The following is a 13,374-nucleotide window of genomic DNA, read 5'->3' as shown; positions in this document are numbered from 1 at the left end:
AGCGCTGAACTCGGAGCAGGAATTGAACGAGCTCAGGACAGCCTTGAAGCAAGCCGAGACCTCCTTGATGAGCTTGGAACAATCCTGGGCAGCCTACAGGACCGGAGTAGAACTGCGGATAGCCAGCCTTGAACGCCAAAAGCGGATTTACAAATACGGTTTTATCGCCGGCATCATCCTGACCCTTGGGGGATGGACTACCTTTGCGGTGACCCGGTAGGACACATAATTAAGAATTTAACCACGAAGGCGAAGAAGGGAAGAGGAATGAAGAGGGTTAACCACGAACGACACGAACGACACGAACGAAGAGGGGAGAAGAGTTAGGAATGAGGAGTTAGGAGAGGAAGAGATAGCCACGTTTTTTGTATAAATGGCCTCTTCTGAAATTTAACCACAAGGCCTCTTACCAACCACCAGTTTAGGTCTGCGCCGGCGAAGCCCGGCGGGGAATTACGCCCCGCCCGCGTCTCTGGAATTCCCCGCGGTAACAGACCGGTCACGGGCTGTGGACGCGGCCACCACCGGTTAATGCGTAGGCGTAAGCCTCCACGACTGAGGCCTCTTACCCCCCTCCCCCCCGGCAGTTTAGGTCCGTGCCGAAGAAGCCCGGTGGGGAATTACGCCCTGCTCGCGTCTCTGGAATTCCCCGCGGTAACAGACCGTTTACGGGCTGTGGACGCGGACTCTACAGGTCAGCGGGCAGGGCGTAATTCCCCACCGGGCTTGCTTTAGCCCCCCCTAAACTCCCGGAAAATCCGTTTACGGGCTGTGGACGCGGACTCTACAGGTCAGCGGGCAGGGCGTAATTCCCCGCCGGGCTTCGCCGGGTCCAGCCCTAAAACGCGCTATATAGATGCTCCTTACAAAGATTCGCTCCCCGGATTTAGTTGGGTACTGCGCAATACTTTTCCATATATTCATTCATCGCCCTGATAAGCCGGTCTTCCAGGGCTTTATCGTAGCGCAGGGATCCGTCTTTACGTGCTTTGGCGCCGAGAAAATGGCCAATGCCGGAGTAGAGGGCGATAAAATTATGGTCCACCCCGTAAACAGTGAGGGCACTGTTCAAAGCCGTAGAATTCGCATAGGGTACCAAATGATCCGCAGCATCATGGACGATAATGGTAGGAGGACTGTTGGCAGTAACAAAATAAAGCGGAGAAATGGCCTCCAGGATTTTCAGGCTGGATGCACTGTATCCTTCGCTGGTAATATCCCCTGCTACCACATGATGGCCGGTAGCTCTTTCCGCCAGTTGATAAAAGAATTTTCCCCACCGTAGTTTATTAAAATTGTACAGAAAGGCGGTGTCGCCCAGGTCTGCGGGACCGGCCATGTCGACGCAAAACGCTATTGGCAGGGGACTGGCCTCGTGCTGCTTGTAGGCATAAAGCATTGCCAGATGTGCGCCGGAAGAGTGCCCCATGAGGATCAGCTTTCTCGGGTCCACCTTGTTTTGCCTGCAAAATTCCCGTATATAGGCGACGGCGGCGGTCACATCGTCCTCCAGCGCGTTCATGTGGGTGGTTTCATCCAGGTACCGGTGGTTTATCGACGCAACAACGAATCTGTTTCTAAAGGTATCCAAAAAAGCCGGGCAATTTTTCTTGTCGCCGTACATCCATATCCCGCCGTGAATAAACAGGATAACGCCCTCACCCGCGGCCGCGTGGGGGATTGAAATGTCCGCTGCATTCCGTTCATGAGAACCGTATTGCAGGTCCTTATGCAGGGTGTAGCGGACATCCGTTGGTATTTCTCCGGTCGAAACACAGCCGGCCATAGAGAATACACAAAATACAATAAATAACCCAATGATAAATTTTCGCATGATTTTATTTTTATATAAAAAAAACCTTTCCACAAGGGGAATTTTATCATCCGGGGTAGTATGAAACATGCCGTCATATCCTTCTCCACCGGGCAAGAATAATCCTGGCTTCTTTTAAGAAATTTTGAGGGAAATTTAAAAAATATCGGTTAAATTTTATGCCGTAGCTCAGGATAACACATGAAAGCAGGTCATATAAGTGATGCAGTCAGGGAAATAAATGAAGGTAAATTAGTACTGCCGGTAATTCAACGTTACCTTTTCCGGGACGAGGAAAAAATGGAACTGCTTTTTGATACCTTGCTAAAAGAAGGATTACAAATTATGCGAAGTTTTTTGGCTTCTTATTTGTATTCTCGATCTTCTCTTCCCTGCCTTATTGCTTCCAATATTTCACCCATTGTAATATTAGTTTTTATTCCTTTAACATTTTCCAAGGGGGATTTCAATTCATTTTTGTTTTCATTTATGGAAACACGAACAAAGAAGAAAATTCAGGTATAAATTCTGGAATATAGAAGCAAAAGTTCGTGATGTTCGTGTCGTTCGTGGTTAATCCTATTCTTCCTGCATAACATGAATTATTGATAAATGGGTTGACATAGTTTAACAATCTGTATAAACTAATAAAAATCTGAATCTGAGGAGACCAAAAATGGCAGGCATATTTTCAATGCTCAAACAGACCATAAGAATATTTACCCAGGAAGATTTTCCTAAAAATCCCCATGCCCCTTCAATCAGCGAAAGCGAGCAAAGGGCATTGGCAGTGGGCTTGATAAACAGTGAACAGCTTACCGCTTATACCGACAGTTTGACCACCGGACTCCCCCAAGACAGGATTTTGCAGGGGTTAACAGATGCATGGGATATTTATGACAAGGAAGGCGCCTATAGCATAATTGAGTGGCTGCAAAAAGAAGGGCACCGGGTATATTTTCCCGAAATATATCCATTAATTAAAACGGATCCTGATGAACGGAATAAACGGCTTGAAACACTATTTGGGGAAAATGCTGAAAAAGCAATACGATTTGCGGACAATCTTTTGGAGTGTATCTCTGAACGGGGCAATGATGATTTTGCGGCATTTAATGACGAAAATATGAAAAAAGGGATACTGGCATGGGATTTGGGGCGGCTGATAGCAATTACCCGGATGTCATTTGACATTGGTTACCTTGATGAAAAGACGGCATGGGGTGTTATAAAAAATGCCTATGAAATGGCAATAAAAGAATATAAGGACTGGAAAGAACTTGCGGTGGCCTATCTTATTGGGCGCGGGATGTGGAGTGGTGATAATATGATGTTGAATGGATTATACGGGATTGCACAAAAAGCATTGGAGCATGACAATAGTCCATGGAAAAAACTATCGTTAAAATGATCCTCTGCGGAGCTTGCTCCGCGGAGGATCATTGAAGAGGAGATTTTAAATTATTAAGGAGTATGGTTATGAATCAGAAATTTTTTGTGTATTTCTTTCTCGTGTTGGTATTTGTTGGATCAACGCTTAACGCCCAGGACGGTTACAGAGGCCCCGGGGCAGACACGGTAACCGTTGAGGCCGCCAAAAATTTAAAGGATGATTATCCGGTAACTTTACGGGGAAAAATTGAAAGATTTTTGGGAGATGAAAAATATTTATTTTCCGATGATACGGGAAATATCATTATCGAAATAGATAATAGACTCTGGCGCGGGATTTCAATAGATCAAAACGACACCGTTGAAATAACCGGAGAAGTTGACAGAGGATTTACCCGCGTCGAAATAGAGGCAAGCAGCATCAAGAAAATATAAGTGATCATGGGGGAGCAAGGATGCCGCTTGTACGGCAATATAAAAATGGTACAAAATATTGTATAGAGTATTGACTAAAATAAAATCAGGTACTATATTTAATACAAGGAGTATACTATGATTGATTTAGTAACGAATATAAAACCAATTTCTTATGTAAAGGCCCATACGACCGAAATTATCAGAAATGTTGGTGAAACCAGGTCCCCGATAATTATAACTCAAAATGGAGAAGCAAAAGCGGTCATTGTTGACATAGAAAGCTACCAAAAAACTTTAAATGCTATAAATTTGGCAAAATTGCTAAGTTTTAGTGAGATGGATTTAAAAAATGGTAATACGGTAACCCATGAAGAAGCAAAAAGACGTTTTGAAAAAACAATAGAAAAAATAAAATGAGAGAAATAATTTGGACAAAACATGGAGAAAACGCATTTAATGAAATATTGGAATATATAACCCAAAACTCTGGTCCAATAAATTCAAGTAAAATATATGAAAAAGTAATTGGAGAAATTGAATTATTAAAATCGGAACGAGTGAAGACACGAAAATCACAAGAATTATTAAGTATTGGTATAGATGACATTTATGAATTAGATATACATCCATGGAAAGTTTATTACAAAATAATTAATGACAATAAAACTATTTCAATACAACAAATAATTGATAGCCGAAGAAATATAGAAGAATTATTAGTTACTTTAATAATAGAAAAAAAGATATAAAGAAATTTGTCCTTGTTTCACCATACTTCTTTGCTCAGTAAAGGCCGGATCTGGCAAAATGCGGGTGAATGCCGCCGTACATTTCCTATTTTATTTTTCCATCTATTATTTTTTTGTATAATATTTCTTCTAAATTTCTTCTTCCGTCTATTACTGATATTATATGTATACATTGCCCTTCAGTTTTATAATATAGTATCCAATGATCCTGAACTATTTGCCGATAATCGTTTATCCCAATGTCTTTTAATATTTGCACCTGTTTTCCCATTCCGGGCATATCTTTTAGTTTCTTAATTTGTGAATTGATTTTTGCGTAGGTTTTTTGAGCAACGGTTTTTCCTGCATTATATTTATACCATGATATTATTTCGATAAATTCTTCCCCGGCATCTTTTGACCAGATAATGTTATATTTCATTTTTATTCCAATATTTTCTCAATTCTTTTATCCATTTCTTCTTCGGATATGGTTCTTCCGTTTTTTATATCATTCTCTCCAATGGATAAAATTTTAAGTAAATTTATTGAATCCACCATACTTTGATAATAATGCACATTCATTAAAACCGCCCGTGCCTCCCCGTTTTGGGTAATAACCACCGGATTGTTCTTTTCTGCAATCTGTTTTAAGACATCAGCCGTATGGGTCTTTACATAAGAAATTGGTTTAATGTCTTCCACTAAATTTATCATAGTTTACCGCCTTATTTTATATGGTACTTTATTTTGATTCTTTCGTCAATATTTCATACTATATTTTGTTAAAATTTTAGGCCCAATTTCGCATAACCCTGTTATGTACGAAACAGATTCAAATTTACACCCTCGAATACGTAACCACAACCCCCTCGAATACCCCGAACCTTTGCTTCAATATTCCGGAATTTATACCTGAATTCTCCTTCTCTGTTCGTGAGGTTTGTGTAGTTCGTGGTTAAATTCTCAGCTTAAAACCCCCCACAACCCCCTCGAATACCCCGAACCTTTGCTCCAATATTCCGGAATTTTACCTGAATTCTCTCCTTTGTTCGTGAGGTTTGTGTGGTTCGTGGTTTTTCCTGTCTTCTCCTGAAGCTGAGAATTGCTGAAATACGTCATCAATATATTGACAGAAATGGATTTTTAGGGTATATTTATATCTTAGTATATCTATCGGAATAATTTATAAAGGTCATGAAAATATTAGATTTGGTGGGGAATACACCCCTTTTGGAATTATCAAAAATCTCCCTTGCGGCGGGAAAATCCCGTCCCGCCGGGGTCTCCCTCTATGCCAAGGCCGAATTCTGCAACCCCTCGGGGTCGGTCAAAGACCGGGCCGCCAAGGCCATGCTCCTGGAGGGTATCGCCCAGGGGAAACTGGGACCGGGCAAAACCATCATCGACGCCACCAGTGGCAATACCGGCATCGCCTATTCCATGATGGGGGCTGCCCTGGGGTTTCCGGTCAAGGTTTTCCTCCCCGCCAACGCCTCCACGGAGCGTAAGGGCATTATGCGGCAATACGGCGCGGAAATTGTGGAAACCAGCCCCCTGGAGGGTTCTGACGGGGCCTACCTGGCCGCCCTGCAGGAGGCGGAGGCCCATCCGGAAAGATACTTTTACCCCAATCAATACAACAACGACGCCAACTGGAAGGCCCATTATCAGGGTACGGGCCCTGAAATATGGGAGCAGACCCGGGGGGCGCTGACCCATTTTATCTGCGGCATGGGGACCTCCGGCACGTTTATGGGGACTTCCCGGCGGCTCAAGGAGTTGAACCCCGCCGTTACCGTAATCGCCGTCCAGCCCGACTCCCCCTTCCACGGCATCGAGGGAACCAAACACATGGCCAGCACCATCAAGCCCGGTTTTTACGACGAACGGCAGGCCGGCGCTGTTCTTGAGGTGAATACCGAAGAGGCCTACCGCATCGCCCGGCGGCTTGCCCGGGAAGAGGGGATCCACATCGGGGTCAGTTCCGCCGCGAATGTCCTCGCTGCCTTAACCCTGGCGGAAACCCTCAGCGCCCCCGCAATGATTGTGACGATCCTCTGCGATACGGGGATGCGCTATGTGTCGGATCAGTTTTGGAACATCCCGGCGCAGGAGGATGGTATGGGCAACCCGGCGTATCCCTCGAAGGTATCAGGGGGCCGCCCATGATTGCGCTGAAATTCGAAGCGGAACAACGGATCCGCGAAGAAGGGGAGCGGGCCTGGCCCAACGAATGCTGCGGTTTTTTGCTCGGCATCTTGGAGGGCGGGGAGAAGCGGGCGGACTCCATTCTGGCGGTGGAGAACGCCTGGGAAGCGGGGGAACAGTACCACCGTTTCGTCATTACCCCGGAGGACGTGCTGCACGCCGAAAAGGAAGCCCGCCGGCAAAAGAAGGATATCCTGGGAATTTACCATTCCCACCCGGATCATCCCGCAAAACCTTCGGATTATGACCGGGAACAGGCCCTGCCCTTTTATTCCTACGTCATTGTGGCGGTACAGGGGGGCACGGCGGCGGAATTGACCAGCTGGGAACTCACCGGCGATAGAGATCAATTTTTGGAGGAGGAAGTAAGACTATGGCAGTAACCATACAAATTCCCACGGCCCTGCGGAATTTCACGGACCGGCAGGAGGAAGTAAAAGTTGAGGGGGCTACCGTGGGGGCGGCCATTGCGGCCCTGGCGGAACAGTACCCGGATATCAGGCGTCATCTGTATCAGGATGATAACAACCTTCGATCATTTATCAATGTATTTGCGGGGGACGCCAACATCAAAAATTTACAGGGCCTGGATACGGTCCTCTCCGACGGCGCGGTCCTCATGCTGGTCCCCGCTATAGCCGGGGGCGCCCAAGATGGCACGCGAACCGGTGAGCGTGTCCCCGGCGCCTTCGGTAACACGGCGTGCCCCCCGAATAATGCTCCTGTAGAGAAGAAGGTAGGGGGGGGCCTATAAGCATGTCCCTCAGTATTATCCCGGACAGCCGTTTGACGGATCTTTCCAACGAAGAAATTTCCCGTTATAGCCGCCACCTGCTGCTGCCCGAGATCGGCGTGGCGGGGCAGCAGCGGCTCAAGGCCGCCAAGGTCCTTTTGGTGGGAACCGGCGGCCTGGGCGCCCCCCTGGGGCTATACCTCGCCGCCGCCGGGGTGGGAACCCTCGGGTGCGTGGATTTTGACTTTGTGGAAGAATCAAATCTCCAGCGCCAGGTGATCCACGGGGTCCGGGATGTGGGGCGGCCGAAAGTCGCTTCCGCCAAGGATCGCATTAAAGGCATCAACCCCCTCATCGAGGTGATCACCTACAACACCATGCTCTCCAGCGCCAACGCCCTGGATATTATCCGGGACTACGATATCGTGGCCGACGGTACCGACAACTACCAAACCCGCTACCTGGTAAATGACGCCTGTGTGCTGCTGGGAAAACCCAATGTCTACGGTTCGATATTCCAGTTTGAGGGCCAGGCCTCGGTCTTCTCCACCAAAGAAGGCCCCTGCTACCGCTGCCTCTATCCGGAACCGCCGCCCCCCGGCCTGGTACCGTCCTGCGCCGAAGGGGGCGTGGTGGGGGTGCTGCCCGGTATTGTCGGCTGCATCCAGGCCAATGAGGTGGTAAAGCTCATTGTGGGTTCCAGTGAATATTCCAATCATAGCGCCGATACCCTGGCGGGCAGGCTCCTCCTCTTTGATGCGTGGAAGATGCATTTTCGTACCCTCAAAGTGGACAAAGATCCCCACTGCCCGGTCTGTGGTGAAAATCCTTCCATCCATGAACTTATCGATTATGAACAGTTCTGCGGCCTTAAAACACCGGCCGATGAAGACCCGGTGGAGGTCATCACGGTTAAGGAATTAAAAGAGCGGATGGATAAGGCCGATCCCCTGCAGATCATCGACATCAGGGAACCCCATGAACGGGCTATCGCAAAATTTCCCAACGCAAAACCAATTCCCCTGGGGCAGATGGTCCGCCGCATAGAGGAGTTTGACGAGCAGATCGATGCGGTATTTATCTGCAAAATAGGCCAGCGGAGCGTTTTCGCCATCCGGGCCCTTCGGGAAGCCGGCTACAAAGGACGGCTCCTCAATCTCCAGGACGGTTTCAACGCTTGGGCAAAGGAGGTGGATACATCGCTGCCGGTTTATTGAGTGTAGTTTGTGGTTAAAGATTGAAAATACAAGGAGAGCAAAATGGCAGAGAAAGTTATTAACGCGCTGGGACGGGACGCGGCGTATCAATTGGCAAATGTGACCAAGACGCCGCCCCAGTACGGAGCCCTGACCCCTAAATGGCTTGCCAGGGTTTTGGAATTTAAGGGCCTGGAAGCGGGCATCTACCGGGTGAACCGGGTGGTGGAGGGCGAGACCCCCCTGGATGCCCTGTGCAGCCAGGACCCGAAAAAGATCGAGATTCCCCGGGGGTATATCGAATACGAGACCAAACCCCGGGAGTACCGGCTGAGTTCCATCAGTACCATCATCAACGTGGATACCAAGGTGCAGGATGTGTACAGCGCCCCCTACGATCAAACCAGGGAACAACTGGCCCTGGCCGTCGAAAGCCTCAAGGAGCGGCAGGAAAGTCAGATCATCAACAGCGACGATTACGGGCTCCTCAAAAACGCGGCGGCGGGCCAGCGCATCCAGAGCCGGTACGGCCGGCCCATCCCCGATGACCTGGACGAACTGCTCACCAAGGTCTGGAAGGACCCCTCTTTTTTCCTGGCCCATCCCCGGGCTATTGCCGCCTTTGCGCGGGAATGCACCCGCCGGGGCGTGCCGCCCGCAACGGTGAACATAGCGGGGGGAACCTTTATCGCCTGGCGGGGGGTGCCCATCATCCCCACGGACAAACTCTTTGTGGACGGCCTCAAAAATCCCAAGGCCAAAACCGGCAAGACCAACATCCTCTTGGTCCGCACCGGGGAAACCAAACGGGGCGTCATCGGCCTGTATCAGACCGGGGTTCCCAACGAACAATCCCGGGGCCTCTCGGTCCGCTTCCGGGGCATCGACGATGACGGCGTGGCCTCCTACCTCCTCTCGGTGTACTGCTCCGCCGCGATCCTGGCAGACGATGCCCTGGCGGTGTTGGAAGATGTGGAAGTCGGGGACTACTATGACTATACCCAGAACCCAGTATAGCCCCGGCGGGCCGAGCCCCCAGGACTACGGCCTCCCCGCCGAAGGGGAGATCGCGGCCTGGGCCGCCGAATGGTTCCCGGAATACCAAGGGGGGGAGTCTCCCCCCTCGCTCCAGCCCGTGGACTTGCTTCGCAAGTCTTATGGGCTTCCGCTGCCCCCCTCTGCGGGGGCACCCTCTGGGGGTGCGCCGCCGAGTCCCGGTATTCGGTACGATTATCAGACCCCGGCCCCCGCAACGCCCCCAGAGGTGCCAGGCACCGTTGAGCCGGTAGCAGCATGGTATGGCACTGAGCAATCGATAGCGGAGGATATTTTTTCAGCGTCCCCTGCAACGCCCCCCGCCGTGCCCGGCGTTGGTTTTTCACCCCGGGTAATTCCCCTGGGCGCGGAATTACCCCCTGCCGTGCCGGCGGCCGCCGCCACGGCGGACGTTGTTCCTGCTGCCCGGTCCGCGGACCCGTCCCTTTCCCGCTTCGTAGGGACCAAAAGTCTCGCCGAAATCCGGGGGGATTTTCCCATCCTGGCGGAAAAGGTCAACGGCCATGACCTGGTGTGGCTGGACAACGCCGCCACCACCCAGAAGCCCCAGGCGGTGATTGACCGGCTTTCGTATTTCTACGGGCATGAAAATTCCAATGTCCACCGGGGGGTGCATGAACTGGCGGATCGTTCCACCAATGCCTACGAAGAGGCCCGGCTGAAAATCGCCCGGTTCATCGGCGCCCCCGGGGAGGACACTATTGTGTTTGTTCGGGGAACTACCGAGGGGATCAACCTGACAGCTCAAAGCTATGTAAAGCCCCTGCTCGGGCCCGGGGACGAGATCATCCTTACCCTGCTGGAACACCACGCCAACATCGTTCCCTGGCAGATCATCGCCGAGGAGACCGGGGCCCGCATCAGGGTGGCGCCCATCGATCAAAGCGGGCAGATCATCCTTTCGGAATACGAGCGTCTTTTTTCAGGCCGGACCCGTTTTGTCTCGATAGCCCAGGTGTCCAATGCCCTGGGGACCATAACCCCCGCGGCGGAGATGATCCAAATCGCCCATGCCCACGGGGTCCCGATCCTGGTGGACGGCGCCCAGTCTATCTCCCACATACCGGTCAACGTCAGCGCCCTGGACGCGGATTTTTTCGTCTTCTCGGGACACAAGATCTTCGGCCCCACCGGCATCGGGGCCCTCTACGGCAAAAGCGCCCTCCTGGAGGCGGCCCGGCCGTACCAGGGCGGGGGCAACATGATCGCCGACGTTACCTTTGAGCGCACCCTCTACCAAAAGGCCCCGGCCAAGTTTGAGGCCGGTACCGGAAACATCGCCGACGCCGTGGGGCTGGGGGCGGCGCTGGATTATGTGTCGGCCATCGGCATAGAGAACATCGCCGCCTGGGAACACGAGCTTATCCAATACGGCATACAGGAGCTGACGAAAATTCCGGGGCTCCACATCGTGGGGAGGGCGGCGCAAAAAACCAGTGTCCTCTCTTTTGTGCTTGACGGCCACAGTAACGAGGAGGTGGGGAAATTCCTCAACCGCAAGGGCATCGCTGTCCGGGCCGGCCACCACTGCGCCCAGCCGGTCCACCGCTTCTACGGTCTGGAAGGTACGGTGCGTCCGTCCCTTGCCTTTTACAACAGCTTCGGGGACATCGACCAATTGGCGGCGGCCCTGCGGGAGATTACCGGGTAGTGCAAAGGGAATACAACCACGAACTACACGAACAGACACGAACTTTTTGCTCGAAAGGTCTTCTTGTTCGTGATGGTTGGTGTGGTTCGTGGTTAATCCTATTCCCTTCGCCTTCGGGGTAAATTCTTCGTTTTTTTCTTGTAAAGAGAATATACCAAGGAGAGGTCTCTATGGCAGAAAAAAAGAAATTTTCGATCATTGTTTTTTCCGGGGATTATGACAAGGCCTTTGCCGCGTTCACCCTGGCGTCGGGAGCGGCGGCCCTCAATTATGAGGTAAACCTTTTCTTCACCTTTTTTGGCCTCAATATCATCAAGAAAAAACGGGGCCACAAATGGCTGGGAAAAGATTTTTTGGCCCGGTTTTTCAACTTCCTCATGGGCGGAAGAAACAACCTGCCCTTGAGCCGCCTGAATTTCGGGGGCCTAAGTCCGGTCCTGCTCGGCGGCCTGGCCAAAAAAAACAACGTCGCCGGGGTAGACGAGCTGATTGAAGCCTCGATCAAACTCGGGGTCAATCTGTACGCCTGCGAAACCGCCGGGGTCATCCTGGGCCTCAACCAGGACGATTATATTCCGGAAGTAAAAAGCGTTATCGGTGTCGCCACCTTTCTCAAGATCCAGGAGGGAGGGCAGTCGCTCTTTATTTGATCATGAAGCACACCCAACTGGATATAACGAAGGAACATTGTCCCATGACCTTTGTCAAAACAAAGATCGCCCTTGAATCCTTGGAACCGGGGGATACCCTGGAACTGCTGGTCCTTGCCGGGGAGCCCCTGGACAATATCCCCCGTTCCGCCCAGGAGGAGGGTCATAGGGTTCTTGCGGTGGAGCATGTTGCGGGGGATGTTCATAAGATCCTTATTGAAAAGGCCGGAGAAAAAATTAAGGAGGGAACCGGGTAATGGAAAGAATGTTCAATCCACGGTTAAAGTACCTCACGGATCTGTTAATTAAAAGCTACGAAGAGCATGCCGAGATTATTAAAGTTGATTCGCTGCATTTACTGAACCGGGAGCGCCTGGTAGGTATTCTGGAAAAACTGCGGAACCTGGTGTTTCCCGGCTACTTTGGTAAAAAAGGCATATCCTTTTCATCGGTGGAATATTATGCGGGGGATATTCTGGAAGAAGTTCTGTATGCCCTTTCCAAGGAGACCGCCCGGGCCCTTCAGTACAATCCCTATTACGGCGGCCTGGGCAAGGAACTGCTTGAGGAAAAAGCAGCGGATATCAGCTTCCGGTTTTTGGCCCGCCTGCCGGAGGTACGGGAATATCTGGCCCAGGATGTGTCCGCCGCTTTTGACGGCGATCCCGCGGCCGCCAATCTGGACGAGATCATTTCATCCTATCCGGGAATCTATGCGATTATGGCATACCGCCTGGCCCACATCCTCTACGATCTGGAAGTTCCCCTCATCCCCCGGATTATGACGGAGTATGCCCACAACCTTACGGGTATCGACATCCACCCCGGCGCGGTTATCGGCCACCATTTTTTTATCGATCATGGCACGGGCATTGTTATCGGCGAAACAACGGTCATCGGGAACTATGTAAAGATCTACCAGGGGGTTACCCTGGGCGGACTTTCCACCCGCGGCGGCCAGACCCTTAAAGGCGTCAAGCGGCATCCCACCATTGAGCATCACGTTACCATTTATTCGGGGGCGTCCATTCTCGGCGGCAGCACCGTCATTGGCGAAGGGGTAGTTATCGGCAGCAACGCCTTTGTTACCAAATCGGTGCCGGAAAAAACCAGGGTCAGCGTCAAAAACCCGGAGCTCCAATTCAAGTCCGACGGCCAGTCCCCCCCTGCCCACGCGGAATTGTACCAGAATGAATTCTGGGACTGGGTGATTTAGGGTGATACACTAATTAAGCAATTCACCACGATGGCGAAGAATGAATTAAGAGGAATTTACCACAAAGGCGAATAAGGCGAAGAAGGAGAATTAAGAGAGAGAAGGGAGGAGTGAAAAGGGAGGAGATTTTCCTAACTCCTCATTCCTCTCTCCTAACTCTTAATTCTTTCTTCTCGCCTCCTGCGCCTTCGTGGTGAATTTCTTAATTATGTATGGCGCCATGGACTTTACCCCGTTAGGTAGACACCATTAAGCGACTCTCCCTGAGTTAACCATATCAGGTGCCATATAGTCAAGTGCCGAATGAAGCC

General features: G+C 50.8%; 18 protein-coding genes. 15 read left to right on the top strand and 3 right to left on the bottom strand.

Annotation, left to right across the window (positions count from 1 at the left end):
- The coding region (locus LQZ21_RS14070; RefSeq protein ID WP_411045164.1) for a hypothetical protein at window positions 1-220 on the top strand (220 nt) is incomplete at its 5' end.
- A 666-nt stretch (window positions 221-886) separates the two neighbouring features.
- Here the strand turns inward: LQZ21_RS14070 and LQZ21_RS14065 are convergent.
- Entirely contained in the window at window positions 887-1,786 is a 900-nt protein-coding gene (locus LQZ21_RS14065; protein WP_411045163.1) for an alpha/beta fold hydrolase, read from the bottom strand.
- Window positions 1,787-2,014: 228 nt separating this feature from the next.
- On the opposite strand from LQZ21_RS14065, the gene LQZ21_RS14060 reads away from it, so the two are divergent.
- The 5 genes from LQZ21_RS14060 (at window position 2,015) to LQZ21_RS14040 (ending at window position 4,371) form a co-directional block, all read left to right on the top strand.
- The gene (locus tag LQZ21_RS14060) at window positions 2,015-2,338 is read left to right on the top strand and encodes a hypothetical protein (RefSeq protein ID WP_411045161.1); all 324 of its coding nucleotides are present in this window, start codon (window positions 2,015-2,017) and stop codon (window positions 2,336-2,338) included.
- Between the two features lie 151 nt (window positions 2,339-2,489).
- A complete protein-coding gene (locus tag LQZ21_RS14055; RefSeq protein ID WP_411045160.1) occupies window positions 2,490-3,224 on the top strand; it encodes a DUF1266 domain-containing protein in 735 nt (244 codons plus the stop codon).
- A gap of 68 nt (window positions 3,225-3,292) precedes the next feature.
- Window positions 3,293-3,640 (top strand): NirD/YgiW/YdeI family stress tolerance protein, encoded by a 348-nt coding sequence (locus LQZ21_RS14050; RefSeq protein WP_411045158.1) that lies wholly within the window; start codon window positions 3,293-3,295, stop codon window positions 3,638-3,640.
- Window positions 3,641-3,757: 117 nt separating this feature from the next.
- A complete protein-coding gene (locus tag LQZ21_RS14045) occupies window positions 3,758-4,039 on the top strand; it encodes a type II toxin-antitoxin system Phd/YefM family antitoxin (RefSeq protein ID WP_411045156.1) in 282 nt (93 codons plus the stop codon).
- The gene (locus LQZ21_RS14040) at window positions 4,036-4,371 is read left to right on the top strand and encodes a type II toxin-antitoxin system RelE/ParE family toxin (RefSeq protein WP_411045155.1); all 336 of its coding nucleotides are present in this window, start codon (window positions 4,036-4,038) and stop codon (window positions 4,369-4,371) included. The genes LQZ21_RS14045 and LQZ21_RS14040 overlap by 4 nt, the downstream gene beginning before the upstream one ends.
- Window positions 4,372-4,456: 85 nt before the next feature.
- Here the strand turns inward: LQZ21_RS14040 and LQZ21_RS14035 are convergent, their stop codons facing one another.
- On the bottom strand, window positions 4,457-4,792 hold the full coding sequence (locus LQZ21_RS14035) for a type II toxin-antitoxin system RelE/ParE family toxin (RefSeq protein WP_411045154.1): 336 nt from the start codon (window positions 4,790-4,792) through the stop codon (window positions 4,457-4,459).
- Between the two features lie 2 nt (window positions 4,793-4,794).
- Window positions 4,795-5,067 (bottom strand): type II toxin-antitoxin system Phd/YefM family antitoxin, encoded by a 273-nt coding sequence (locus LQZ21_RS14030; protein ID WP_411045153.1) that lies wholly within the window; start codon window positions 5,065-5,067, stop codon window positions 4,795-4,797.
- Window positions 5,068-5,547: 480 nt separating this feature from the next.
- On the opposite strand from LQZ21_RS14030, the gene LQZ21_RS14025 reads away from it, so the two are divergent.
- From LQZ21_RS14025 to epsC, 9 genes are all read left to right on the top strand, one after another.
- A complete protein-coding gene (locus tag LQZ21_RS14025) occupies window positions 5,548-6,522 on the top strand; it encodes a PLP-dependent cysteine synthase family protein (protein WP_411045151.1) in 975 nt (324 codons plus the stop codon).
- The gene (locus tag LQZ21_RS14020) at window positions 6,519-6,944 is read left to right on the top strand and encodes a M67 family metallopeptidase (protein WP_411045150.1); all 426 of its coding nucleotides are present in this window, start codon (window positions 6,519-6,521) and stop codon (window positions 6,942-6,944) included. Before LQZ21_RS14025 ends, LQZ21_RS14020 begins: the two co-directional genes overlap by 4 nt.
- On the top strand, window positions 6,935-7,315 hold the full coding sequence (locus tag LQZ21_RS14015) for a ubiquitin-like small modifier protein 1 (RefSeq protein ID WP_411045148.1): 381 nt from the start codon (window positions 6,935-6,937) through the stop codon (window positions 7,313-7,315). Before LQZ21_RS14020 ends, LQZ21_RS14015 begins: the two co-directional genes overlap by 10 nt.
- A 2-nt stretch (window positions 7,316-7,317) precedes the next feature.
- The gene (moeB, locus tag LQZ21_RS14010; RefSeq protein ID WP_411045146.1) at window positions 7,318-8,511 is read left to right on the top strand and encodes a molybdopterin-synthase adenylyltransferase MoeB; all 1,194 of its coding nucleotides are present in this window, start codon (window positions 7,318-7,320) and stop codon (window positions 8,509-8,511) included.
- 42 nt (window positions 8,512-8,553) lie between these two features.
- On the top strand, window positions 8,554-9,507 hold the full coding sequence (locus tag LQZ21_RS14005; RefSeq protein ID WP_411045145.1) for a family 2A encapsulin nanocompartment shell protein: 954 nt from the start codon (window positions 8,554-8,556) through the stop codon (window positions 9,505-9,507).
- Window positions 9,482-11,197 (top strand): SufS family cysteine desulfurase, encoded by a 1,716-nt coding sequence (locus LQZ21_RS14000; RefSeq protein WP_411045144.1) that lies wholly within the window; start codon window positions 9,482-9,484, stop codon window positions 11,195-11,197. Before LQZ21_RS14005 ends, LQZ21_RS14000 begins: the two co-directional genes overlap by 26 nt.
- Window positions 11,198-11,367: 170 nt before the next feature.
- Entirely contained in the window at window positions 11,368-11,847 is a 480-nt protein-coding gene (locus tag LQZ21_RS13995) for a DsrE/DsrF/DrsH-like family protein (protein WP_411045143.1), read from the top strand.
- 2 nt (window positions 11,848-11,849) lie between these two features.
- The gene (locus LQZ21_RS13990; RefSeq protein WP_411045142.1) at window positions 11,850-12,104 is read left to right on the top strand and encodes a sulfurtransferase TusA family protein; all 255 of its coding nucleotides are present in this window, start codon (window positions 11,850-11,852) and stop codon (window positions 12,102-12,104) included.
- Window positions 12,104-13,063 (top strand): serine O-acetyltransferase EpsC, encoded by a 960-nt coding sequence (gene epsC, locus LQZ21_RS13985; protein WP_411045141.1) that lies wholly within the window; start codon window positions 12,104-12,106, stop codon window positions 13,061-13,063. Before LQZ21_RS13990 ends, epsC begins: the two co-directional genes overlap by 1 nt.
- The last annotated feature ends 311 nt before the right edge of the window (window positions 13,064-13,374 follow it).

The organism is Treponema sp. TIM-1, assembly GCF_046533115.1.
Taxonomy (GTDB): Bacteria; Spirochaetota; Spirochaetia; order Treponematales; family Breznakiellaceae; genus JAIRMO01.
The sequence above is the reverse complement of the archived record's forward strand: the minus strand, read 5'-3'. Positions and strand labels throughout refer to the sequence as shown.

Excerpts from the sequence above, each read along its gene's own strand:
- LQZ21_RS14065 (WP_411045163.1), bottom strand. The coding sequence starts at position 1,786 with ATGGCCGGCTGTGTTTCGACCGGAGAAATACCAACGGATGTCCGCTAC.
- LQZ21_RS14060 (WP_411045161.1), top strand. The coding sequence starts at position 2,015 with ATGAAAGCAGGTCATATAAGTGATGCAGTCAGGGAAATAAATGAAGGT.
- LQZ21_RS14055 (WP_411045160.1), top strand. The coding sequence starts at position 2,490 with ATGGCAGGCATATTTTCAATGCTCAAACAGACCATAAGAATATTTACC.
- LQZ21_RS14050 (WP_411045158.1), top strand. The coding sequence starts at position 3,293 with ATGAATCAGAAATTTTTTGTGTATTTCTTTCTCGTGTTGGTATTTGTT.
- LQZ21_RS14045 (WP_411045156.1), top strand. The coding sequence starts at position 3,758 with ATGATTGATTTAGTAACGAATATAAAACCAATTTCTTATGTAAAGGCC.
- LQZ21_RS14040 (WP_411045155.1), top strand. The coding sequence starts at position 4,036 with ATGAGAGAAATAATTTGGACAAAACATGGAGAAAACGCATTTAATGAA.
- LQZ21_RS14035 (WP_411045154.1), bottom strand. The coding sequence starts at position 4,792 with ATGAAATATAACATTATCTGGTCAAAAGATGCCGGGGAAGAATTTATC.
- LQZ21_RS14030 (WP_411045153.1), bottom strand. The coding sequence starts at position 5,067 with ATGATAAATTTAGTGGAAGACATTAAACCAATTTCTTATGTAAAGACC.
- LQZ21_RS14025 (WP_411045151.1), top strand. The coding sequence starts at position 5,548 with ATGAAAATATTAGATTTGGTGGGGAATACACCCCTTTTGGAATTATCA.
- LQZ21_RS14020 (WP_411045150.1), top strand. The coding sequence starts at position 6,519 with ATGATTGCGCTGAAATTCGAAGCGGAACAACGGATCCGCGAAGAAGGG.
- LQZ21_RS14015 (WP_411045148.1), top strand. The coding sequence starts at position 6,935 with ATGGCAGTAACCATACAAATTCCCACGGCCCTGCGGAATTTCACGGAC.
- moeB (WP_411045146.1), top strand. The coding sequence starts at position 7,318 with ATGTCCCTCAGTATTATCCCGGACAGCCGTTTGACGGATCTTTCCAAC.
- LQZ21_RS14005 (WP_411045145.1), top strand. The coding sequence starts at position 8,554 with ATGGCAGAGAAAGTTATTAACGCGCTGGGACGGGACGCGGCGTATCAA.
- LQZ21_RS14000 (WP_411045144.1), top strand. The coding sequence starts at position 9,482 with ATGACTATACCCAGAACCCAGTATAGCCCCGGCGGGCCGAGCCCCCAG.
- LQZ21_RS13995 (WP_411045143.1), top strand. The coding sequence starts at position 11,368 with ATGGCAGAAAAAAAGAAATTTTCGATCATTGTTTTTTCCGGGGATTAT.
- LQZ21_RS13990 (WP_411045142.1), top strand. The coding sequence starts at position 11,850 with ATGAAGCACACCCAACTGGATATAACGAAGGAACATTGTCCCATGACC.
- epsC (WP_411045141.1), top strand. The coding sequence starts at position 12,104 with ATGGAAAGAATGTTCAATCCACGGTTAAAGTACCTCACGGATCTGTTA.